22 protein-coding genes and 1 pseudogene are annotated in these 20,681 nt (G+C 62.0%); 17 read left to right on the top strand and 6 right to left on the bottom strand.

Going from position 1 to position 20,681, the window contains the following annotated elements:
* Window positions 1-51 precede the first annotated feature (51 nt).
* From C0Z18_RS27685 to C0Z18_RS27645, 9 genes are all read left to right on the top strand, one after another.
* Window positions 52-507, top strand: a complete 456-nt coding sequence (locus C0Z18_RS27685) for an ester cyclase (protein WP_158244318.1) — start codon at window positions 52-54, stop codon at window positions 505-507.
* A 51-nt stretch (window positions 508-558) separates the two neighbouring features.
* A complete protein-coding gene (locus tag C0Z18_RS27680) occupies window positions 559-1,314 on the top strand; it encodes an AraC family transcriptional regulator (protein WP_102648636.1) in 756 nt (251 codons plus the stop codon).
* A 283-nt stretch (window positions 1,315-1,597) separates the two neighbouring features.
* On the top strand, window positions 1,598-2,746 hold the full coding sequence (ampC, locus tag C0Z18_RS27675; RefSeq protein WP_408647142.1) for a class C beta-lactamase: 1,149 nt from the start codon (window positions 1,598-1,600) through the stop codon (window positions 2,744-2,746).
* Window positions 2,747-2,808: 62 nt separating this feature from the next.
* Complete coding sequence (locus C0Z18_RS27670) at window positions 2,809-3,684, top strand: GNAT family N-acetyltransferase (RefSeq protein ID WP_233217524.1); 876 nt, start codon at window positions 2,809-2,811, stop codon at window positions 3,682-3,684.
* A gap of 31 nt (window positions 3,685-3,715) precedes the next feature.
* The gene (locus C0Z18_RS27665; RefSeq protein ID WP_102648634.1) at window positions 3,716-4,753 is read left to right on the top strand and encodes an AraC family transcriptional regulator; all 1,038 of its coding nucleotides are present in this window, start codon (window positions 3,716-3,718) and stop codon (window positions 4,751-4,753) included.
* 177 nt (window positions 4,754-4,930) lie between these two features.
* The gene (locus tag C0Z18_RS27660) at window positions 4,931-6,721 is read left to right on the top strand and encodes an acyl-CoA dehydrogenase (RefSeq protein WP_102648633.1); all 1,791 of its coding nucleotides are present in this window, start codon (window positions 4,931-4,933) and stop codon (window positions 6,719-6,721) included.
* A gap of 10 nt (window positions 6,722-6,731) precedes the next feature.
* Window positions 6,732-8,399, top strand: a complete 1,668-nt coding sequence (locus C0Z18_RS27655) for an electron transfer flavoprotein-ubiquinone oxidoreductase (RefSeq protein WP_199189567.1) — start codon at window positions 6,732-6,734, stop codon at window positions 8,397-8,399.
* A gap of 60 nt (window positions 8,400-8,459) precedes the next feature.
* Window positions 8,460-9,647 (top strand): beta-ketothiolase BktB, encoded by a 1,188-nt coding sequence (gene bktB / locus C0Z18_RS27650; RefSeq protein ID WP_102648632.1) that lies wholly within the window; start codon window positions 8,460-8,462, stop codon window positions 9,645-9,647.
* Between the two features lie 14 nt (window positions 9,648-9,661).
* Window positions 9,662-10,513, top strand: coding sequence for a 3-hydroxybutyryl-CoA dehydrogenase (locus tag C0Z18_RS27645; protein ID WP_102648631.1), 852 nt, complete (start codon window positions 9,662-9,664; stop codon window positions 10,511-10,513).
* 14 nt (window positions 10,514-10,527) lie between these two features.
* Here C0Z18_RS27645 and C0Z18_RS27640 read toward each other — a convergent pair whose 3' ends face one another.
* Window positions 10,528-11,412, bottom strand: a complete 885-nt coding sequence (locus tag C0Z18_RS27640) for a LysR family transcriptional regulator (protein ID WP_233217523.1) — start codon at window positions 11,410-11,412, stop codon at window positions 10,528-10,530.
* A gap of 212 nt (window positions 11,413-11,624) precedes the next feature.
* On the opposite strand from C0Z18_RS27640, the gene C0Z18_RS27635 reads away from it, so the two are divergent.
* Complete coding sequence (locus C0Z18_RS27635) at window positions 11,625-12,860, top strand: MFS transporter (RefSeq protein WP_102648629.1); 1,236 nt, start codon at window positions 11,625-11,627, stop codon at window positions 12,858-12,860.
* Window positions 12,861-12,876: 16 nt separating this feature from the next.
* Here the strand turns inward: C0Z18_RS27635 and C0Z18_RS27630 are convergent, their stop codons facing one another.
* A complete protein-coding gene (locus C0Z18_RS27630; RefSeq protein WP_102648628.1) occupies window positions 12,877-13,788 on the bottom strand; it encodes a LysR family transcriptional regulator in 912 nt (303 codons plus the stop codon).
* Window positions 13,789-13,860: 72 nt separating this feature from the next.
* Between C0Z18_RS27630 and C0Z18_RS27625 the strand changes: the two genes are divergently transcribed.
* From C0Z18_RS27625 to C0Z18_RS27605, 5 genes are all read left to right on the top strand, one after another.
* Window positions 13,861-14,640, top strand: coding sequence for an NAD(P)H-dependent oxidoreductase (locus tag C0Z18_RS27625; protein ID WP_102648627.1), 780 nt, complete (start codon window positions 13,861-13,863; stop codon window positions 14,638-14,640).
* An 85-nt stretch (window positions 14,641-14,725) separates the two neighbouring features.
* Window positions 14,726-15,316, top strand: a complete 591-nt coding sequence (locus tag C0Z18_RS27620) for a helix-turn-helix domain-containing protein (RefSeq protein WP_102648626.1) — start codon at window positions 14,726-14,728, stop codon at window positions 15,314-15,316.
* A 1-nt stretch (window position 15,317) separates the two neighbouring features.
* Window positions 15,318-15,854, top strand: coding sequence for a GNAT family N-acetyltransferase (locus tag C0Z18_RS27615; RefSeq protein WP_408647138.1), 537 nt, complete (start codon window positions 15,318-15,320; stop codon window positions 15,852-15,854).
* A 38-nt stretch (window positions 15,855-15,892) separates the two neighbouring features.
* The gene (gene cysC / locus C0Z18_RS27610; protein ID WP_102648625.1) at window positions 15,893-16,459 is read left to right on the top strand and encodes an adenylyl-sulfate kinase; all 567 of its coding nucleotides are present in this window, start codon (window positions 15,893-15,895) and stop codon (window positions 16,457-16,459) included.
* Window positions 16,460-16,683: 224 nt separating this feature from the next.
* Window positions 16,684-17,193 (top strand): H-NS family nucleoid-associated regulatory protein, encoded by a 510-nt coding sequence (locus tag C0Z18_RS27605; RefSeq protein ID WP_102648624.1) that lies wholly within the window; start codon window positions 16,684-16,686, stop codon window positions 17,191-17,193.
* Window positions 17,194-17,244: 51 nt separating this feature from the next.
* Here C0Z18_RS27605 and C0Z18_RS27600 read toward each other — a convergent pair whose 3' ends face one another.
* The gene (locus C0Z18_RS27600) at window positions 17,245-17,682 is read right to left on the bottom strand and encodes a hypothetical protein (RefSeq protein ID WP_146014115.1); all 438 of its coding nucleotides are present in this window, start codon (window positions 17,680-17,682) and stop codon (window positions 17,245-17,247) included.
* 68 nt (window positions 17,683-17,750) lie between these two features.
* Window positions 17,751-17,951 carry a hypothetical protein gene (locus C0Z18_RS27595; RefSeq protein ID WP_102648622.1) on the bottom strand — a complete coding sequence of 67 codons (201 nt, stop codon included), beginning with the start codon at window positions 17,949-17,951 and terminating at the stop codon, window positions 17,751-17,753.
* Between the two features lie 912 nt (window positions 17,952-18,863).
* On the opposite strand from C0Z18_RS27595, the gene C0Z18_RS27585 reads away from it, so the two are divergent.
* Together C0Z18_RS27585 and C0Z18_RS27580 are read left to right on the top strand one after the other, a co-directional pair.
* Window positions 18,864-19,217, top strand: coding sequence for a hypothetical protein (locus C0Z18_RS27585; protein ID WP_102648620.1), 354 nt, complete (start codon window positions 18,864-18,866; stop codon window positions 19,215-19,217).
* A 1-nt stretch (window position 19,218) separates the two neighbouring features.
* Window positions 19,219-19,563, top strand: coding sequence for a hypothetical protein (locus C0Z18_RS27580; RefSeq protein WP_102648619.1), 345 nt, complete (start codon window positions 19,219-19,221; stop codon window positions 19,561-19,563).
* Between the two features lie 249 nt (window positions 19,564-19,812).
* Here C0Z18_RS27580 and C0Z18_RS27575 read toward each other — a convergent pair.
* Both C0Z18_RS27575 and C0Z18_RS27570 read right to left on the bottom strand, forming a co-directional pair.
* A pseudogene (locus tag C0Z18_RS27575) lies at window positions 19,813-20,232 on the bottom strand (integrase core domain-containing protein); the annotation flags it as partial.
* Window positions 20,233-20,262: 30 nt separating this feature from the next.
* Window positions 20,263-20,681 (bottom strand): integrase core domain-containing protein (locus C0Z18_RS27570; RefSeq protein ID WP_233217522.1); only part of this gene is annotated, 419 nt, incomplete at its 5' end.

Raw genomic sequence — 20,681 nt, 5'->3', positions numbered from 1 at the left:
CTTCGTTCGGCGCGCACTAACATTTGCGCCATTCAACACGGAGGAAATGCCATGCCGGAACTGACCGATCTTCCCGCCCACGGCGATTCGCGCGTCGCCGTTGCGGCCCGGTTCATGCAGGTCGTGTGGAACGGCCGCGACTCGCGGGCCGTCTTCGACTTGGTCACCGAAGATTATCTCGACCACGCGTACGTGCCGTCCGACGCCCGTGGCCATGCCGCGATGGTGGATCGCTTCAACGCCGCTTTTTCCGAGACTCGGCACGAGATCGCGCATGCGGTTGCGCAATTGGATCTCGTGATACTGCGGCTTTGTGTCCATGCTCGGCATACCGGAGTATTCCGCGGCATAGCGCCGACGGGGGCGCTCATCAACGTGGCGCAATATCGTACGTTCCGAATTCGCCATGACGTCGTCTCGGAGCATTGGGCGCTGTTCGACACCATGTCGCTGATGCAGCAATTGAACGCACTTCCGGACCCCGGCCTGGCCTGTACGCGCGGCTGAATCGCGATTCGATGTTACGGTACGCCCATCGCATCGAGAAGGTGCCGCCACGTGACTTCCCACGCCTTTCATCGCCAATTTTCCGAGCCGATCGACACCGGCATCAGGACGTTTCCCCAGCATTACTTGCTGTACGCGTCGCATGGCGCTTTCCAACTGGATACCGAGACGCGCAGTTGGCTGCTGCCACCGCATCGCGCTGCTTTGATTGCGGCGAACACGGCTATCCGCGTTCGGGCCGAGAAACCCGCGACGTCGGCATCGGTATTGTTCGACGCGGCGCATATGGCGGTGCCTTCCGCTCGTTGCGCCGTGTTTCGCGTTTCGCCGCTGATTCGAGAGATGGTCATGCACGCGGTGCGTTGGCACGAAACGGCGGCGCGAGACGATCCGGCGGCCGCGCCGTTCTTCATTTCGTTGGGACATATCGCAACAGAAGCGGCGCGACAGCCCGAGGCGCTGTGGTTTCCGCGCGCGGTGTCGAACGATTTGGAGCGCGCGCTGGCATTTACGTTGTCGATGCTGACCGGGCCGCTCAGTTTTGCCGATGTCGCGAAAGCGGCGAAGGTTTCGGAACGTACGCTCAATAGGCGCTTTGCGGACGAATTGTCGATGACATGGAGCGAGTTCGTGCAACGGGCCCGCGTGGTGTATGCGACGGAGCAGGTCGTCGGCACGAGAAGGAGCCTCGCGGCTATCGCATATGACTTCGGATTTGCGAGTGCGAGCAAGTTTTCGCTTGCATTCCGGCTCGTTCATGGCGTACCGCCGGTGCGCTATCGGGAGCTGCACAAGCAACTGGGCTGACTGATCGGAAAGCGGTCGCTTACCGGTCCGAATGGGCGCCTTCAGGTATTAGTTTTTCTTCTGCATCGCTCAAATAAACGTCGATTGTCGCCGCTCCACATTGAGTGGATAGTCCTGCATCGACGGGATGCAGGCTTGTATCCCAACGGAACGCAGGATGGGGCAATACGAAAGCGAAACTGTTGAGTCGCCTGGCGCTGCCCCATCGCTGCCGGCCCCCTCGCTCAAGGAAAATCCACCAATGAAGACAAGACTCAGGAGCGTCGTCGTGACGATCGCCGTCATGGCAGGCGCTTTAACTGCGATTAGCCACGCAGCCGAGGCGCCGAAAGCGCTCGTACGAAAAAGCGTCGATGCGGTGATCGAGCCGCTCATGCGCCAAAACGGTATCCACGGGATGGCCGTGGGCGTCATCGCCGACGGCAAGCCCTATGTCTTCAACTATGGCTTGGCATCGACGGAAACCGGCCAACCCGTGACCGATGCGACGCTATTCGAACTCGGCTCGATCAGCAAAACGTTGACCGCGACGCTCGTCTCCTATGCCGACACGAACGGCGATCTTTCGTTGACCGATCCGGTGAGCAAGTATTTGCCGGGCTTGGCGGGCAAGGCGTTCGGCAAAGTCGAACTCGTCAACCTAGGCACGCATACGCCGGGCGGCGTGCCGCTGCAGGTGCCCGATTCGATCAAGAGCAACGAGGATCTCCTCGCTTATCTAAAAGCGTGGCAGCCGGCCTACGCGCCGGGTACATACCGCACGTATTCGAACCTCGGAATCGGTCTGCTCGGCGAAATCGCGGCTAAGAGCATGGACGGCATGAACGGCATGAACGGCGCGTTCACTTCGACGATGCAACGACACCTGTTTCCCGCATTGGGAATGACGAGCACGTTCATCGACGTCCCGAAGGCGCGCGTACCCGACTACGCGCAAGGCTATACGAAACAAGGCGGGCCGGTTCGCATGTCGCCGGGCGTGTTGTCGGCGCCCGCATATGGCGTCAAGTCGACCGCGACCGACATGCTTCGCTTCCTCGACGCGAATATGCGCTTATCGAAGATCGACGAAAAATGGCAGCGCGCGGTGACGCAAACGCATACGGGCTACTTCCAAGCCGGGGCAATGACGCAAGATTTGATTTGGGAGCAGTATCCGTATCCCGTGAAGCTGGATGCTTTATTGCAAGGCAATTCGGCCGCCGTGATTTTGAATGCGACACCGGTCGCGCGTATCGATCCGCCTGAAGCGCCTAATCAATCGACGTGGATCAACAAGACGGGCTCGACGAACGGGTTCGGCGCCTACATCGCTTTCGTTCCGCAAGAGCGGCTGGGAATCGTTTTGCTGGCGAACAAGAACTTCCCGATCGAAGCGCGTGTGCGCGCCGCGTATCGAATCCTGAGCACGTTTTCATCAGCTCATCGATAACGAGCGAGAACCGCGACGAACCGCTATTATGGCTTCCCCTAAGAGGCGCGGCATCGATAGCGATGGCCTGCGCCCTGGTCGTCGCGGGCGTGCCCGCGGCCAAGGAAACCGTGGTGAGCATGCATCGAAAATTACAAGAAAATTTAGGGTTGGCGACGGACTTATTGCTCCATGCGCAGATCGGGTCGGTCTCGCACGATGGCCGTTATGCAATCATGCGAACGGCACAGGCGCCGGAGTATTTCTCGGGCAACATGCTCGTCCTCGACGGACCGCCCGGCGATGACGACCGTCAACGTCTCGAAGACGATTTCGCGCGCTTGATCGGTACGCCACCGGCCATGGTGCATCGATCTTTCGCGTGGCCAGAGGACGATGGGGCGGTCCGTGATCTGGATGCGTTCATCGGCCAAGGCTACGAAAGGGCGACGTGCAGCGTTCTCGTGGCCGAACGCAATGCCGTGCATTCGCCCGAAATCAACGAGGCCGTCGAAGTCAGACTTTTCGATTCCAATTCCGATTCCGGTTCCGAGCGCGATTGGGACGATTGGCTCCAAATGTCGCTCGCCGACATGCCCGATCCCGATAGCGACGTATCGCGCCGGTGCGTCGCCTTTCAACGCGATGCCTATCGCGCTTTGATCGAGCGGCAATGGGGTAATTGGTGGGGCGCGTTCATCGATGGCGAGATGGTCGGCAGCCTAGGGCTGTTTTTCTTTGGCCGGATCGGCCGGTTTCAGTCGATCGTCACGCGCCGCGATCAGCGCAATAAACGCGTGTGCCGCACGTTGCTGACGGAAGTCGTCAAGCGGGCGGCCGGGGCGCGCGATCGTCTCGTGATCGTGGCCGACGAGAACTATCACGCGCATCGGCTGTACGAAGCGCTCGGCTTCGCGTGTCAGGCGCGAATCGGCACACTCTGCCAGGCGCCTGGCTGAGCGGGCGGCTCCCGCTGGTATCCTCACGGCTATGCAGCGCGTTATCGTCGACAACATCCGCTCGGCCGAGCCACCGAGCGCAACCGTGCCGATCTCCCTCGTGAGAGCCTTTCTCGCGGGTGCCGAAGCGCGTCCGGAAACGATCCACCGTTATTTGGAAGAGGCGGGCATCGCGCCCGAGTTGTTGGCCGAACCCGGTGCCCGGGTGACGGAGGAGCAATTCTCGACGTTCTATCAAACGATCGCCATCGCCTTGGACGACGAGATGCCCGGCTTCTTTAGCCGTCCGCTGCGCAGCGGCACGCTGAAGTTTCTGTGCTTGAGCTTGCTCGACGCGCGCAGCCTCGAAACGGCGCTGCATCGATTTTGCCAGTTCTTCCATATCGTGCTCGACGATTTTCGTCTCGAGTCTCGGCGCAGCGGCGCGGTTGCCCAACTCACGCTACGGCCCAATCCGGTATTCCACCGGATCGGGCCGTTGGGGCACGAATTGATGCTCAAGCTCGTCCATGGCGTGTCGTCTTGGCTCATCGGACAGAACATTCCACTATTGCAAGTCGATCTGGCGTGCCCACGTCCGGCTCATGCGCTCGATCACCGCTACTTTTTCTCCGGGCCGGTGCGCTTCGATTGCGAAGGCACGCTGATGCGCTTTAGCGCCGCCTACTTGGATCTGCCGATTCGGCAAAGCAAGCGCAACTTGGGCAAATTCCTCGCGCGGGCGCCGGGCGATTGGATTTTCGGCTCGTTCAGCGAACAACTGGTCAGCCACCGCATCCGCCAGTATTTGGCGGCGCAATTGCCCGACTCGCCGACGATCGAGCAAGCCGCGGAGAATCAGCATTGCTCCGTTCGAACGCTGTGCCGGCGTTTGGCGGGCGAAGAGACGACGTTCCAGGCGCTCAAGGACGAACTTCGCCGCGACATCGCGATCCAACGGCTAACCGAGACCGACGAGACGATCACGAAGATCGCGGGCGACATCGGCTTCGACGACCCGAGCGCCTTCCACCGCGCATTCCGGCACTGGACGGGCAGCACACCCGGGACATACCGCCGCCGGGCATAGGTCCAGGTTTACCCGCGCACCGCCCATCGTTTGGCCAGATATGTCAGTAGGCGGTCCGGTTTGGACAGCCTGCAACGGCGGTTTGCCGTTACGATCTCGTTCAATTCATCGCAACGTGGCTGCATTTGTCATAAACGCGCCGCGCTTGTTTTCTCTCCCTCATTTGGACAGTGCGCTATGAGCTATACCGCTCCGATCAAAGACATGTTGTTCGTGCTGAAAGAACTGGCCGGTCTCGATACCGTGGCCGGACTTCCCGGTTTCGAAGACGCGGGTGCGGAGACGGCGCAGGCCGTGCTCGAAGAATCGGCCAAGCTGTGCGAACAAGTGCTGGCGCCGCTGAATGTGGAAGGCGATCGCAACCCGAGTACTTGGAAGGACGGTGTGGTGAGCGCCACCCCCGGCTTTAAAGAAGCGTTCCGCCAATTCGTCGAAGGCGGCTGGCAAGGCGTGCAGCATCCGGCCGAATATGAAGGGCAGGGCTTGCCGAAGTCGATCGCCACGCCTTGCATCGAAATGCTCAACGCCTCGAACCTGTCCTTCGCGCTGTGCCCGCTGCTGACCGACGGCGCGATCGAAGCGCTGTTGACGGCAGGCAGCGAAGCTCAAAAACAGCGTTACGTACCGAAGCTGATTTCGGGCGAGTGGACCGGCACGATGAACCTCACCGAGCCGCAAGCGGGCTCCGATCTGGCGCTCGTGCGCACGCGCGCCGAGCCGCAAGGCGACGGCACGTACCGCGTGTTCGGCACGAAGATCTTCATCACGTGGGGCGAGCACGACATGGCCGAGAACATCGTCCATCTCGTGTTGGCGCGTACGCCGAATGCGCCGGAAGGCGTGAAGGGCATTTCGCTGTTCATCGTACCGAAATTCTTGATCGGCGAAGACGGCACGCTCGGCGCGCGTAACGACGTGCACTGCGTGTCGATCGAGCACAAGCTGGGCATTAAGGCGAGCCCGACGGCGGTCTTGCAGTTCGGCGATCACGGCGGGGCCGTCGGCTACTTGATCGGCGAAGAGAATCGCGGGCTCGAGTACATGTTCATCATGATGAACGCGGCGCGCTTCGCGGTGGGGATGCAAGGGGTGGCCGTGGCCGATCGCGCCTATCAAAAGGCGGTGGCGTACGCGAAGGAGCGCGTGCAAAGCCGGCCCGTGGATGGATCGGCCAAGCAGGCCGTGTCGATCGTTCATCACCCCGACGTACGGCGCATGCTGATGAGGATGCGCGCGCTGACCGAAGGCGCGCGAGCGCTCGGCTATGTGGCCGCGGCGCACAGCGATATCGCGCATCGCCATGCGGACGAGCGTGTCCGCGCCGAGCATCAAGCGATCTACGAATATCTGGTGCCGATCGTGAAGGGCTGGAGCACGGAGATGTCGCTCGAGGTCACGAGCCTCGGCGTGCAGGTGCACGGCGGAATGGGCTTCATCGAGGAGACGGGGGCGGCGCAGTACTACCGCGACGCGCGCATCTTGCCGATCTACGAAGGCACGACGGCGATCCAGGCCAACGACCTCGTCGGCCGCAAGACGCTGCGCGACGGCGGCGCGGTGGCGCAGCGTCTCCTGCGCGATATCGACGGCACGATCGAAGCGTTGAAAGCGCAGGACGAGCCGTCGTTGCGCTCGATCGCGACTCAACTCGAGGCAGGCCGGGATGCATTGGCGCGCGTGGTGGAGTACGTCGTTGCGCATGCCAAGCGCGATCCGAATGCGGTGTTCGCCGGCAGCGTGCCTTATCTCGAGCTCGCCGGCATCGTGCTGGGCGGCTGGCAGATGGCGCGCGCCGCGCTCATCGCGCGCGAACGGCAAGCGCAGGACCCGGCGTTCTTCGGCGCGAAGATCCGGACGGCGCAATTCTTCGCCGAGCACGTGTTGCCGCATGCCGCAGCGATCGAAACGTCGATCGTGACCGCGAAGGGCGGCGAAGGCTGGCTTGCGCTGGACGGCGATCAATTCTGAGCATGAGGGGATGACGAGCATGACGACGAGCGCCTCGCAACGCGAATCGATGGAATACGACGTGGTGATCGTCGGCGGCGGCCCCGCGGGGCTTTCCGCCGCGATCCGGCTCAAGCAGCGCGCGGCGAAGGACGGTGTCGAGATTGGCGTGTGCGTGTTGGAGAAGGGTTCCGAAATCGGTGCGCACATCTTGTCCGGTGCGGTGATGGATCCGCGCGCGATCGACGAGTTGATTCCCGACTGGAAGGAAAAAGGCGCGCCGCTGGAAGTCGAGGTGACGGAAGACCGCTTCTTGTTTTTGTCGGAGACGGGAGCGCGATCGATTCCGAATTGGATGCTGCCCGACAATTTCAAGAATCACGGCAACTACGTCATCAGCCTTGCGAACGTCACGCGCTGGCTCGGGCAGCAAGCCGAGGCCCTCGGCGTCGAGATTTTCCCGGGCTTTGCCGCAGCCGAAGTGCTCTATGCGGAGGACGGCCGCGTCAAGGGCGTCGCAACGGGCGACATGGGGATCGGCAAGGACGGGCAGCCGACCGAAAACTTCCAGCGCGGCATGGAGTTGCACGCCAAGTACACGCTGTTTTGCGAAGGCACGCGCGGGCATCTGGGCCGCCAGTTGCAAGAGGTGTTCAAGCTGCGCGACGGGGCGGACCCGCAGGTGTACGGCATCGGCATCAAGGAAGTGTGGGACATCGACCCCGCCAAGCATCAACGCGGGCTCGTGATTCATACGGCCGGCTGGCCGCTCGATACGCAAACGTACGGGGGTTCGTTTCTGTACCACATGGGCGATAACCAGGTGGTGGTCGGGTTCGTCGTCGGGCTCGGTTATACGAATCCTTATCTGTCGCCGTTCGAGGAATTTCAGCGCTACAAAACGCATCCGGCGATCCGCGCGTTTCTCGAAGGCGGCAAGCGGGTGTCGTACGGCGCGCGGGCGATTACGGCCGGCGGATTGCAATCGCTGCCGAAGCTCGTCTTCCCGGGCGGCGCGCTCGTCGGCGATGAAGCGGGTTTTTTGAACGCATCGCGGATCAAGGGAAGCCACGCGGCGATCAAGACGGGCATGCTCGCGGCCGATGCGGCCTTCGACGCGGTGCAGGCCGGCCGGCAGGTCGACGAGCTGAGCGCTTACCCGCAAGCGTTCGCGGCATCGTGGCTGCACGCCGAATTGCACAAGGGCCGCAACTTCAAGCCCTGGATGAGCAAGGGCCTATACGTCGGTACGTTGATGGTGGGCATCGAACAGAAGCTGTTCGGCGGCAAGGTGCCTTGGACGCTGCGCCATCGCCACTGGGATCACGAGACCCTCGAAGACGCATCGCGCTGCAAGCCGATCGATTACCCGAAGCCCGACGGCAAATTGACGTTCGACCGTCTGTCATCGGTGTTCTTATCGAATACGAACCACGAGGAAAATCAGCCCACGCATCTGACGCTGAAAGACGCGGCCGTACCCGTGAATGTCAATTTGAAGACATACGCCGGTCCGGAAAGCCGGTATTGTCCGGCCGGCGTCTATGAGTTCGTCGCCGACGAGGTGGCCGGTGAGCGGCTTCAAATCAATGCGCAGAACTGCGTGCATTGCAAGACTTGCGACATCAAGGACCCGACGCAGAATATCGTATGGGTCGCACCGGAAGGCGGTGGCGGCCCCAACTACTCGAACATGTAACGAGCGGATGACGCTTCATCGGCAAGTCGGACGAATCGAACGGATCATTGAGGAGAGGCTATGAACAAGGAAGTGGTCGTTGTAAACAGCGCGCGCACCGCCATCGGCAAATTCGGCGGCAGCCTGAAGGATTTCGCACCGACCGAACTCGGGACGATCGTCGTGCGCGAAACGTTGGCGCGCGCCGGCGTCGAGGCGGCGCATGTCGATCACGTCGTGTTCGGCAACGTGATTGCCACCGAACCGAAAGATTTCTACTTGTCGCGCGTGGCCGCGATCAACGCGGGCATTCCCGACACGACCCCGGCGTTCAACGTGAACCGACTGTGCGGCTCGGGCTTGCAGGCCATCGTATCGGCGGCGCAAACGATCATGCTCGGCGACGCCCAAGTGGCCATCGGTGCCGGTGCCGAAAACATGAGCCGCGCGCCGTACATCACGTCCGACGTTCGCTTCGGCGCCCGCATGGGCGACGTGCGCATGATCGACATGATGCTCGGCGCGCTGAACGATCCGTTCCACGGCGTGCCGATGGGCATCACGGCCGAGAACGTCGCGCGCAAGTTCGGCATTTCGCGCGAGGATCAAGACGCGCTCGCGCTCGAATCGCACCGCCGCGCGGAGCGCGCGATCGCCGAAGGGCGGTTCAAGCGTCAAATCGTGCCGGTCACGCGCCGGGTGAAGGGCAAGGAGGTCGTGTTCGATACGGACGAACACCTGCGCTTGCAAGCCACGATCGAAGACTTCTCGAAACTTCAGCCCGTGTTCGATCGCGAGAACGGGACGGTCACGGCCGGCAACGCGTCGGGCATCAACGATGCGGCCGCGGCCGTGCTGCTCATGTCGCGTGACGAGGCCGAGCGCCGCGGCATCAGGCCGATGGCGCGCCTCGTTTCGTACGCGCACGCGGGCGTGGACCCGCTGCATATGGGTATCGGCCCGGTGCCTGCCACGCGGATCGCGCTCGAGCGCGCGGGGCTCGCCGTCGGTGATATCGACGTCGTCGAAGCGAACGAAGCGTTCGCCGCCCAAGCCTGCGCCGTGACGCGCGAACTCGGCTTCGATCCCGCTAAGGTCAATCCGAACGGCTCCGGTATTTCGCTGGGCCATCCGATCGGCGCGACCGGTGCCGTGATCACCGTCAAGGCGATCGACGAATTGCATCGCATCGGCGGACGTTATGCGTTGGTGACGATGTGCATCGGCGGCGGCCAAGGCATCGCCGCCATCTTCGAAAACCTGGTGTGAGTTCGGGTGTGGCCATGACGATTGAAACTTTAGGCGTGATCGGCGCCGGCACGATGGGCAACGGCATCGCGCAAACAGCCGCGGTGTCGGGCTTGAAGGTCGTGCTGATCGATGTGACGGAGGCCGCGTTGGCCAAAGGGTTGGCGGCGCTCGGCTCGAGTCTCGAGCGGCTCGTCGCGAAAGGCAAGCTCGATGCGGCTGCCCGCGAAGCGGCGCTCGCGCGGATCGAAACGTCCACCGACTATCAACGCCTCGCGGCCGTCGATCTCGTGATCGAAGCGGCCACCGAGAACGTCGAACTCAAGACGCGCATCCTCAAGCAGATCGAGGCGATCGTTCAGCCGAGCACGATCATCGCGTCGAATACCTCGTCGATCTCGATCACCGCGCTGGCGGCGACGCTGGCCGAGCCCGCGCGCTTCATCGGCATGCATTTTTTCAACCCAGTGCCGCTGATGCCGCTCGTCGAAATCATTCGCGGCCTGCAAACGAGCGACGCCACGGCGGCCACCGTCGCCGCACTCGTCGCGCGCTTCGAGAAGTCGCCCATCGGCGTGCGTAACAGCCCCGGTTTCGTCGTCAATCGCATCCTCGTGCCGATGATCAACGAAGCGTTCTTCGTGCTGGCCGAAGGGGTGGCCACGGCCGAGGAGATCGACGCCGGCATGAAGCTCGGCGCCAATCACCCGATCGGCCCGCTCGCGCTCGCCGATCTCGTCGGGCTCGACGTCTGCCTCGCCGTGATGGAGGTGTTCGTCAAAGATCTCGGCGATCCGAAGTACCGTCCGTGTCCGCTCTTGCGCGAGCTCGTGGCGGCGGGACGCTTGGGGCGCAAGACGGGCCGCGGCGTGTACGAGTATGCGTGAACGGGCGGTGTGCCTTAAGCGCCCTGCGTCGCGACGGACACCGCTTCGCGCATGAGCGCGATGAACCGCAAAAGGCGCGACGGGTAATGCTGCGCGTGCGGATAAAGCAAGTAGACGGGGAGCGCTTGCGCCTGCCACTTCGGCGCAAGTTGCACCAGACGGTTGCTGGCTAGATCGTCGGCGAGCAACCAGGCCGAACTGGCGCATGCCCCCATCCCGAGCACGGCAGCGCTGCGCAGCGCGTAGAGATTGTCCGTGCTGATACGCGGCCGGATGGGAATGCGCCGCGTTTCGCCCGTTTGCTCATGCGTGAGCGTGACTTCGGTGCGGTAGTAGGTGCGCAGCGCCATCCACGGCAACCCGACCAGTTCGTCCGGCTCCTGTGGTACCCGGCCGTTCTCGAGTAGGGTGGGCGAAGCCACCACGATGCGGGGCACCTTCGACAAACGAATCGCCACGACAGCCGGATCGTTGGGCTCGCCCACTTGGATGGCGCAATCGATGCCCTTGGCGATGAAATCGCGCACGTCGTCCTGCAGCAACCACTCCACTTGGACGCGCGGATAGTCCTTCAAATACCGCACGAGCGGTTCGACCAACCTGTGCTGACCGAATGCGTGCGGCACGGCCACGCGCAGCAAACCCTCGGGTTCCTCTTGCGCGCCGCGCACTTCCGCTTCGAACGATGCCCAGCTCGCGAGCAACTCCTTGGCGCGATTGAAGCAACGCTCCCCATCCACCGTGAGCCGCATCGTATGCGTCGAGCGGTGTAGCAAACGCACGCCGAGCGAGCGTTCGAGCGCTTGCAAGCGACGGCTGACCGTCGGCTGCGTGGTATTCAACTGCGCCGCGGCGGCCGACAAGTTGCCCGATTCGACTATACGTACGAACGTTTCCATGAGCTGAAAGCGTTGACTTGCGCCATCCAGAGAAAACTCGGATGTGCCTGCTGCGCCATGCCGGGCCGAAGAAAGACGATTTTTTGTGCTCATACGCCCAGCGTATAACAAATGTGCGCGGCGCGGTACTACCGGCCTTCGATGCACTGCGTCAAACTGCCGTCCATGCCTTCGATCCCTATTCAAAGCACTAGCACTTAAACGCCATCGCCATGACTACCACTCAATCGCTTCACACGGCGCCGGCCGCTGCGTCCGGAACGCTGCCGGAGCCGTCGATCGCCGCTTCGCTGCCGCCGCGTCTCGTCCTGCTCTTGGCGGCCGCCGCCGGTCTCGGCGTCGCGCCGCTCTACTACTGCCAGCCGATGCTCGGCGTGCTCGAATCGGATATGGGCGCATCCGCGGGCGCGGTCGGTATGGTGCCCACGCTGACGCAACTGGGCTATGCGTTCGGGATTTTGCTGTTGGCACCGCTCGGCGATCGCTTCGACCGGCGCCGTGTGATTCTGGCGAAAGCGACCGCGCTCGTCGTGGCGCTGCTGCTTGCCGCGGCCGCGCCGTCGATCGGCTTGCTGCTCGCGGCGAGCTTCGCGATCGGGCTATCGGCGACGATGGCGCAAGACGTCGTTCCCGCCGCGGCCGTACTTGCCCCCGACGCGCATCGCGGCAAGGTGGTCGGCACCGTGATGACGGGCCTGTTGCTCGGTATCTTGCTCTCGCGTGTCGTGAGCGGCCTCGTCGCGGCGCATTACAGTTGGCGCGCCATGTTCGTCGCGGCCGCCGTGAGCGTGGCGGCGATCGGCTTTGCGGCATGGCGCGGGTTGCCGGCCTTCAGGCCCACCACGCATCTTTCCTATCGCGCATTGATTGCCTCGCTCGGCCATCTTTGGTGGCATCAGCGGGCGCTGCGCCGCGCCGCGACCGCGCAAGGGTTGCTCGCAATGGGCTTCAGCGGGTTTTGGTCGACGCTTGCCGTGTTGCTTCACGGCGCGCCGTTTCACCTCGGCAGCGCCGTGGCCGGCGGCTTCGGGCTTGCCGGTGCGGCAGGTGCATTGGCCGCGCCGATCGCGGGGCGGTTGGCCGACCGTCGCGGCCCGGAAGTGGTCACGAGACTCGGGATCGGCATCGCGACGGTATCGTTCGCTTCGATGGCGCTCGGGTCGATGATGACGCCCCACGCGCAGTTGGTGCTGTTGGCATTGGCCACCGTCGGCTTCGATCTCGGGGTTCAAACCACGCTGATCGCGCATCAAACGATCGTGTACGGTATCGACCCGGCTTCGCGCAGCCGCCTGAACGCCGTGCTCTTCGTCGGCATGTTCATCGGAATGGCGGCCGGCGCGGGCCTCGGCAGCTTGATGCTGGCGCAATGGGGATGGCTGGGCGTGATCGCGATGGCGGTGACGACGTCGCTCGCCGCGCTGGCCGTGCGGATGTGGCCGCGCTAAGACCGCTGAGCGCCGACTACACCGACGCGGCGATATGTTCCCGCAGCCACTGATGAGCGGGATCGCGATGCGCCCGCTCATGCCAGAGCATGCACATTTCGTAGCCCGGAACGTCGATCGGCGGCTCCGTCACGCGCAGCGCCGGGTTGCCCTGCACTAGGCGTAACGGCGCCATTGCCACGAGGTCGCTGTTTGCCACGGCCGATACAAGAAACAAAAAGTGCGGCACGGAGAGCACGACGCGCCGCGCGAGCCCGACGGCGCGAAGCGCTTCATCGGTTACGGCATGAAAACCGCCGCCGTCGGGCGAGACGATGGCCTGTTCGAGTTTGCAAAATTGCGCCACGGTGGGCCGGCGCTTCAAGCGCGGATGATCGGCCCGCCCAACCAGCACGTAGCGTTCGGCGAACAGCACGCGCCGGCGCATATTCTCCGGCGCATCCTCCGTCGTGTGGAACGCAAGATCGATCTCGCCTTGTTCGGCTTGTTTTTCGAAGCGCGGCGGGACCATTTCGACGACGGCGAGCCTGCTGTTCGGCGCCGCCGGACGTAGACGCCGCAGCGCCGGCAACACGATCGTCGATTCGGCGTAATCGGTGGCGGCCAGGCGCCACGTTTCGGTCGCGCGCTTCGGATCGAACGCATACGGCGGGGCGACCGCGCGCTCCAGCGCAACCAGCGCTTCCCGCAACGGCTCACGCAGTTGCTCCGCGCGCTTGGTCGGCCGCATGCCGCGCGGGCCCGGCAGCAATAGCGGGTCGTCAAACACGTCCCGGAGCTTCGCGAGTTGGACGCTCACGGACGGCTGCGAGTAATGCAACCGCTGCGCCGCGCGCGTGACGTTTTGCTCGGTGAGCAGCATATCGAGCGTGACGAGCAAATTGAGGTCGAGCCCTCTAAGGCGATTATCCACGGCAATACCTGAGATTCGAGTAATTCATTTCTACTATACCTGTGCGCGCCGTAAGCTGTGCCCTGAGTCACACAGGAGATCGAACTCATGAATGTATTGCTCGTCTATGCGCACCCCGAACCGCAGTCGTTGAACGGTGCCCTCAAGGAATTTTCGGTGAAGCGGTTGGAAGCTGCGGGACATACGGTGCGTGTCTCCGATCTGTACGCGATGAAATGGAAGGCCGTGCTCGATGCCGACGACAGCACCGAGCACGTGCCGGGGACCGCGTTCAGTCCGTCGCTAGAATCGAAGCACGCATTCGAGAACGGCACGCAAAGCGCGGACATCGCAGCCGAACAAGACAAGCTCAAATGGGCCGACGCCGTGATTCTGCAGTTTCCGCTCTGGTGGTTCTCGATGCCGGCCATCCTCAAGGGATGGGTAGAGCGTGTATACGCGTACGGCTTCGCCTATGGCGTGGGCGAACATTCGGATACGCATTGGGGCGATCGTTACGGGGAAGGTTCGTTGGTGGGCAAGCGCGCCATGCTGGTCGTCACGACTGGCGGCTGGGAGCCGCACTACGGCCCGCGCGGTATCAATGGACCGATCGACGACATCTTGTTCCCGATCAATCACGGGGTGCTCTTTTACCCGGGCTTTGACGTCTTGCCGCCTTTTGTCGTCTACCGTACCGGCCGGATGGACGAAGCGCGATTCGCGCAAACGACCGATGCGTTGGGACGGCGTCTGGATGAGATTTGGAGCACGAGGCCGATTCCTTATCGGAGGCAAAATGCGGGCGACTACGACATTCCCGAATGCACGTTGAAGGACGCGATATTGCCTGGGCAAGTGGGGCTTGGGGTGCATGTCGCCAGGTGAGTAGGCGGGTGCCCAAGGCAAAGGTTGACACCGCGTTTTTGTGGCTCTAGTTTACTGGACATTGAAATCCATAAAACTAGAAACAATGAACGTTCACGATACGATCGCCCGCCGCGTGCGGGAGTTGCGCGATGCGAAGGGCTGGTCGCTCGATGCGCTGGCAGAACGCAGCAAGGTCAGCCGGTCCAACATTTCCTTGATCGAGCGGGGGCAAAGCAGCCCCACCGCGATCGTGCTCGACAAGCTCGCGATGGCGTTCGGCGTCTCGTTGGCGGCGCTCTTCGAGCAAACCGAGCAGGCGACGATCGTCGAGCCGTCTGCCCATTGCTCGCGCCACGAGCAATTGCAGTGGACCGATCCCGACTCGGGATACGTGCGGCGAAACCTCTCGCCGCCGGCCTGGTCGCCCCTTCAACTGGTGGAGGTTCAGTTTCCTCCCGGTAAGCAGGTCGCCTACGAGACCGGCTTGCGCGATGCCGATATTCATCAGCAAGTGTGGATCATGGAAGGGACGATGGAGGTCAGCGTGGGCAATCGCCAATGGCGGCTGGAGGCCGGCGATTGCCTCGCCATGAAGCTCGATTGCCCGATCGTTTTTCGCAATACATCACGCAAGAGCGCGCGCTATTTGGTCGCGTTGAGCAAGCCCTCGGTCAACGAATCGCGGAGCCACTGACATGACGATAAGCGATGCGATCACGATACGGCGTATCGGCATGAACGAGGCCATGGCTTGTGTCGATGCCTTGGCCGACGTCTTGATCGATTGCGTGGAGGGCGGGGCGTCGGTGAGCTTCATGCTGCCCATTGCGAAGGAGACAGCGGTGGCATTTTGGCGGCGAGCCGCCGAGAGCGTCGCGCTTGGCGAACGCATTTTGCTGGTTGCCGAAAGTGCGGCGGGACGCATCGTCGGCACCGTGCAGTTGATCACCGCTCAGCCGGAGAATCAGCCGCATCGCGCCGACGTCGCGAAAATGCTCGTGCGTCGAGATGCCAGACGACAAGGCATTGCCCAGCGCTTGCTCGAGGCCGTGGACGACGAGGCGCGGCGTGCGGGCAAATCGGTGCTCGTGCTCGACACCGTGACGGGGGGCGACGCCGAACGGCTTTACGAACGCGCGGGCTGGCTCAAAGTGGGCGTCGTACCGAACTATGCGTTGATGCCCGACGGCGCATTGTGCGGCACGACGTTCTTTCATAAGCAACTCGTATAGTGGCTGGCGAGTAGTCCGCTATCGAGGAAATCAATGCAATGAATAGGCTTCCCTGCACGATATGGCTTACGGGCCTTAGCGCGGCCGGCAAGACCACACTGGCGCACGCGCTTGCGGCGTTGCTTACGTCGATCGCCGTCGCGCACGAAGTGCTGGATGGTGACGTCGTGCGGCAGACCGTGTGCCGCGATCTCGGCTTTTCTCCTGCCGATCGTCGAGAAAACGTCCGTCGCGTCGCCGCGCGTTGCCGAGAACTCAATGACGCCGGTGTCGTTGCGATTGCCGCGCTGGTTTCTCCGTATCGCGCCGACCGCGAGTCGGCACGGCACACGATTGGTCTTGGCCGATTCGTGGAAGCGTTCGTCTCGACACCGCTAACAGTATGTGAAGCGCGCGATCCCAAAGGGTTATACAAGAAGGCAAGGGCGGGGGAGATCACTAATTTCACGGGCACCGGCGACGTCTACGAGATTCCGCTCGAACCCGACTTAACGATCGACACGAGTTCGTGCACGCTTGACGAGGCCGTTGATGCGATAGCGCGAATGTTGGGTATCGATCGCTCGAATCGCACTTCCACTATCGCCCAACACGAAAGACGATAGCTACAATTCAAAATAAATTAGTTTCGAGATATCCGTTTTGCTTTCGTCGCCTCTCGCTCGCACAACACGTTCGACAGAACAGTATTCCTGCTGAAGAGACGCCTTCAAAACTGAGGTTTTGCTCATCTCGGCTCGATGCCGCGTCGCCCAAGTTTCCCGATGCGAGTGGCAGCACGCCCTCAGTCGTGGCATAGTGCGTCCCACTCATATTGATAGAGGAAGTCATGGCTACGTTGGAATCCATCCAAACGAAGATCAAGCGCTTGCAAGAGCAGGCTGAAGCGATCAAAGCGAAGCAGGCCTCCGCGAGCCTTGAACGCATCGTCGATCTGATGGGTAAAAGCGGGGTGACGATTGCCGATATCGAGGCCTATGTGGGCGGCAACAAGCGTGGTGCTCGAGCGGCGAAGAAGGCTCCCGCGAGCGTTGCCTCGGTCAAGGCGAAATATCGCGATCCCAAATCGGGCGCAACGTGGTCCGGTCGCGGGCGTGCGCCGGCATGGATTGCCAATGCCAAAAACCGCATTAAGTTTCTAGTGGATGGCGAGGCGCCGAGCGTATCGGTTGCGGCTTCGAGCGATGCGAAACGGAAAGGTGATTACGTTCGCGGACCGCAGCCGGCCAAATACCGAGATCCGAATAGCGGCGCGACCTGGTCGGGCCGCGGGCGGGCGCCGGCATGGATGGCCAACGCCAAGGATCGCTCGAAATTTCTCATCGAAGGTCAAGCGTAAGCACACCGATAACGCTTGGCATTGCGGTGCCGAGCGAATGAAGGCGAGCCCTCAACCCTCGAACACGACTCGCTCGACATAGGAAAAGCGACGCCAGCCCTCAACGCAGGCCAGCACACAGCCGATACCGTGGGCGGCGGCCGCATCCATGAATTTTTCAGTGCATAGCTGCTTCAGTTCGGAAACGGCTTCATCTGTGAAATCGTACGGACTGACGAACGAGACGGTTGCCACTAGACGCCCTTCGAATTCTTGGAAATCGTCTTCGCGCGCGCAGATGTCATAGGCGGGAACTTCAACGTCATCCGCGCCACGATACATCGAGGGCAAGCCCCGATACTCGGCTTCGATCACGCCGCATGCGTCTTCGCGGGCGTTTAGGACGGCTTCCGGGATGTCGCCCTCGAAATCCGCCGGTAGTCCGTCGAGCTGAAACTGCAATGCAATCCAAGCTTCCTCGAGTACGGGGGCGCTGCTCGATACTGCCATGTCCATTTCCTTCGCTTCAGCGATTCTCGGCACTGATGGTTGACGGGCTCGCCGGGCGCTTCGGGGAGTCAACCGTGGCTGTCCACCCAGGCGCGGCTCCAATCGAGGCCGACCAGTTCGGCTTCGCTCTCGCTCTCGAAGGTACCCAGCACGCCCGATGTTTCGACGAGCTTGTTATTTTGCGTGATCGTGCCGCTCGCCGCATATTCGTGGCCTTGCCGGATGGCGTGTCCCCAGATCGAATACCCTTTGTAGCGTTCGGCATCCATTAGCGCATGATCTCCGGTCGTGCAGCGCGTGCATCGACTCGAAGTATATTGCCTTCGGGGGTGAGTAGGGGCGGGAGGATCTCGACGCGGGGCGCGGCGCTTACCGAAACCGATCGGCCTTCGTGCATTCGTTTCTGCGATCTCGTTGCGCTCGCCGTTATGCGCGACGGTCTTGGTTTCGTCGAGTGTTTCGTCGTGTGTTTTGCCAGAAGCCGGTGAGCCACCGGCCGGCGCAGTGCCGTGTGATGGCTCCCATGCGGTGCGTGTCTCGCCTCAGGCGGATTCCAAACCTCGCGATAGTGTTCGCCAGCATGCGCCGTGCAAGCCCAGCCCAAAGCCAATAGCATGACACCCATTACGCGCAACATCTCATCTCCCTGCCTTCGAGGCGAATTCGGCCATTTCGCTGCACGGTCTTATCCCTTGAACCGAATGGGTCGGGGCAGGCGGCGGCGAAGTGGATGTATATTACTGTATATGCATACAGGTGTCATCCAATTCGATGGGGGGCGAGCGCGGTTCCGCGTCCGGTACCCTAGGCGTCCCCAGTCGCTTTTTCAGCGCCGCCTTTGAGTGCGTGTTGACCGAACCGTCGAGGCGCACCCGTTCCTCGAGAGCATCGGGCACGAACCGTAGGCCGTGCGTCATCACAGGTCATCGAGGTTGACTTTGACCGAACGGTGCACCGATTTCAAACGGGACTCAAGCCCACGCGTCGCGACTGGACGAAAAAATGCCGCCTCACGGAGGGAAAATTTCGAACGATGGGCGGCCGGTCGTCTCGCGGTGACGCCAACGGAACGGAAAATGGATGTATCAACGCCTGTGCAGTGGCTACCGAGATTTGGATTCCGACGTATGGGGAACGATGAGCAAGCACCGTCGCTGGAACTTCGCGGAGTTCAATAATCTATGAAGCGTTGGGTCAGTATCGTCGCGCTCGTGGTTCTTGTCGCGTGCTATATCGCGGCGGGGACACCGGCAGTTGGCTTGCTATTCAAACCGGCGGTCCTAAGTGACGCCCTCGCGCTCAAGCCAATTAGTTACCACTGGACAAACCGGCTCGACCGGACAATTCCGGAGGCGGAGCTAATGGCCAGTCGCTTTTACGTGCTGATTCTCGCCGCTGTCAGTGCGGCGGCCGGCATCTTCGCGTTCCGCGCCAATGCCACCGGCCGTCGCTTCGCGTTCATACTTTCCTGGTCCATCGTGCTGCTAGCAATCCTTGTGTATGCGCAGATGCGAGCCTTCTATACAGTCGGATAATATGAAACTACGAGCAAGCAATCTTGCATCACTTTTTGCCGGCATAGTCTCACTGGTCGGTCTTGTCCTTACCATCGGGGCCCTCGGTGCCATCAAGAGCACAGACGAGCTTCATCGCCTCATGACGTACGACTATGTCAGCATTGTGGACGGTCAGGCGGTGGGTGGCATGGTCAGCGACTTCTTCACCGGTGTCGCAATGCTTCTCATCGGTAGCGTGCTGTTCATGAAAGTGGATAGAGTTCGTCGGTTCGGCAAAGTCGCGGCCGGCACTCTACTGCTATTCATTTCCCTGACGCTGGTCTATGCGTGCGTGAACCCTCGCATCGGAGTTCGGCCGTACTGACTTGCTAAGGAACTGGCCGCGAGAGTCGCGCCGACGACGGCCTCGGGAGAATCCAAAATCGCCCTGCGCGACGCGGGGGCTTTAAACCTAGGTGAGCACATGGGATACGACATCCACATCACGCGCAAAACGAACTGGTTTGAAGAGGAACCGAAAATCGGCCGTGACGAATGGCAAGCCGTTGTAGCATCAGACGACGAAATGCGTCTCGACGGATACGGTGTTTGTCAACGTAGTTGTCGCGTCGCTTCACGCGCACTGCTTTAATTCGGCTCGGGGCGCACGCTCCGGATTGAGCCAGACTTCGTTCTTCAATTCCCAATCGCGAGTCGAGCGGGACCAACGCTGCGGGTTACGTGCCTTGGCTTGCGCGTAGACGGCATCACGTCGTGCCAACACGGCGATGGCAACGCCGTTGTGACGCTGAGCCGGCGTGACGAATTTCAGTCCGCTGTGCTTGTGCTCATGGTTGTACCAACGCACGAACTGCTGCGTCCACGCACGCGCGGCCTCGAGGCTCGCGAACGCTTTGCGCGGGTAGTCTGGCCGGTACTTGCACGTCCGGAACAGCGCCTCGGCGTATGGGTTGTCGTTACTCACGCGCGGTCGGCTGAACGAAGCCACCACGCCCAAGTTTTCCAACGTTGCGAGCATCGTCGCGCCCTTCACGGTGTTTGTCAACGTAGTTGTCGCGTCGCTTCACGCGCACTGCTTTAATTCGGCTCGGGGCGCACGCTCCGGATTGAGCCAGACTTCGTTCTTCAATTCCCAATCGCGAGTCGAGCGGGACCAACGCTGCGGGTTACGTGCCTTGGCTTGCGCGTAGACGGCATCACGTCGTGCCAACACGGCGATGGCAACGCCGTTGTGACGCTGAGCCGGCGTGACGAATTTCAGTCCGCTGTGCTTGTGCTCATGGTTGTACCAACGCACGAACTGCTGCGTCCACGCACGCGCGGCCTCGAGGCTCGCGAACGCTTTGCGCGGGTAGTCTGGCCGGTACTTGCACGTCCGGAACAGCGCCTCGGCGTATGGGTTGTCGTTACTCACGCGCGGTCGGCTGAACGAAGCCACCACGCCCAAGTTTTCCAACGTTGCGAGCATCGTCGCGCCCTTCA

Source organism: Trinickia dabaoshanensis, from assembly GCF_002879885.1.
Taxonomy (GTDB): Bacteria; Pseudomonadota; Gammaproteobacteria; order Burkholderiales; family Burkholderiaceae; genus Trinickia; species Trinickia dabaoshanensis.
The sequence above is the reverse complement of the archived record's forward strand: the minus strand, read 5'-3'. Positions and strand labels throughout refer to the sequence as shown.

Coding starts and splice junctions, on each gene's coding strand:
- C0Z18_RS27685 (WP_158244318.1), top strand. CDS start 52: ATGCCGGAACTGACCGATCTTCCCGCCCACGGCGATTCGCGCGTCGCC.
- C0Z18_RS27580 (WP_102648619.1), top strand. CDS start 19,219: ATGAAACTACGAGCAAGCAATCTTGCATCACTTTTTGCCGGCATAGTC.
- C0Z18_RS27660 (WP_102648633.1), top strand. CDS start 4,931: ATGAGCTATACCGCTCCGATCAAAGACATGTTGTTCGTGCTGAAAGAA.
- C0Z18_RS27640 (WP_233217523.1), bottom strand. CDS start 11,412: ATGGAAACGTTCGTACGTATAGTCGAATCGGGCAACTTGTCGGCCGCC.
- cysC (WP_102648625.1), top strand. CDS start 15,893: ATGAATAGGCTTCCCTGCACGATATGGCTTACGGGCCTTAGCGCGGCC.
- C0Z18_RS27655 (WP_199189567.1), top strand. CDS start 6,732: ATGACGAGCATGACGACGAGCGCCTCGCAACGCGAATCGATGGAATAC.
- C0Z18_RS27670 (WP_233217524.1), top strand. CDS start 2,809: ATGGCCTGCGCCCTGGTCGTCGCGGGCGTGCCCGCGGCCAAGGAAACC.
- C0Z18_RS27595 (WP_102648622.1), bottom strand. CDS start 17,951: ATGGATGCCGAACGCTACAAAGGGTATTCGATCTGGGGACACGCCATC.
- bktB (WP_102648632.1), top strand. CDS start 8,460: ATGAACAAGGAAGTGGTCGTTGTAAACAGCGCGCGCACCGCCATCGGC.
- C0Z18_RS27585 (WP_102648620.1), top strand. CDS start 18,864: ATGAAGCGTTGGGTCAGTATCGTCGCGCTCGTGGTTCTTGTCGCGTGC.
- C0Z18_RS27605 (WP_102648624.1), top strand. CDS start 16,684: ATGGCTACGTTGGAATCCATCCAAACGAAGATCAAGCGCTTGCAAGAG.
- C0Z18_RS27625 (WP_102648627.1), top strand. CDS start 13,861: ATGAATGTATTGCTCGTCTATGCGCACCCCGAACCGCAGTCGTTGAAC.
- C0Z18_RS27600 (WP_146014115.1), bottom strand. CDS start 17,682: ATGGCAGTATCGAGCAGCGCCCCCGTACTCGAGGAAGCTTGGATTGCA.
- ampC (WP_408647142.1), top strand. CDS start 1,598: ATGGCAGGCGCTTTAACTGCGATTAGCCACGCAGCCGAGGCGCCGAAA.
- C0Z18_RS27615 (WP_408647138.1), top strand. CDS start 15,318: ATGACGATAAGCGATGCGATCACGATACGGCGTATCGGCATGAACGAG.
- C0Z18_RS27665 (WP_102648634.1), top strand. CDS start 3,716: ATGCAGCGCGTTATCGTCGACAACATCCGCTCGGCCGAGCCACCGAGC.
- C0Z18_RS27645 (WP_102648631.1), top strand. CDS start 9,662: ATGACGATTGAAACTTTAGGCGTGATCGGCGCCGGCACGATGGGCAAC.
- C0Z18_RS27635 (WP_102648629.1), top strand. CDS start 11,625: ATGACTACCACTCAATCGCTTCACACGGCGCCGGCCGCTGCGTCCGGA.
- C0Z18_RS27620 (WP_102648626.1), top strand. CDS start 14,726: ATGAACGTTCACGATACGATCGCCCGCCGCGTGCGGGAGTTGCGCGAT.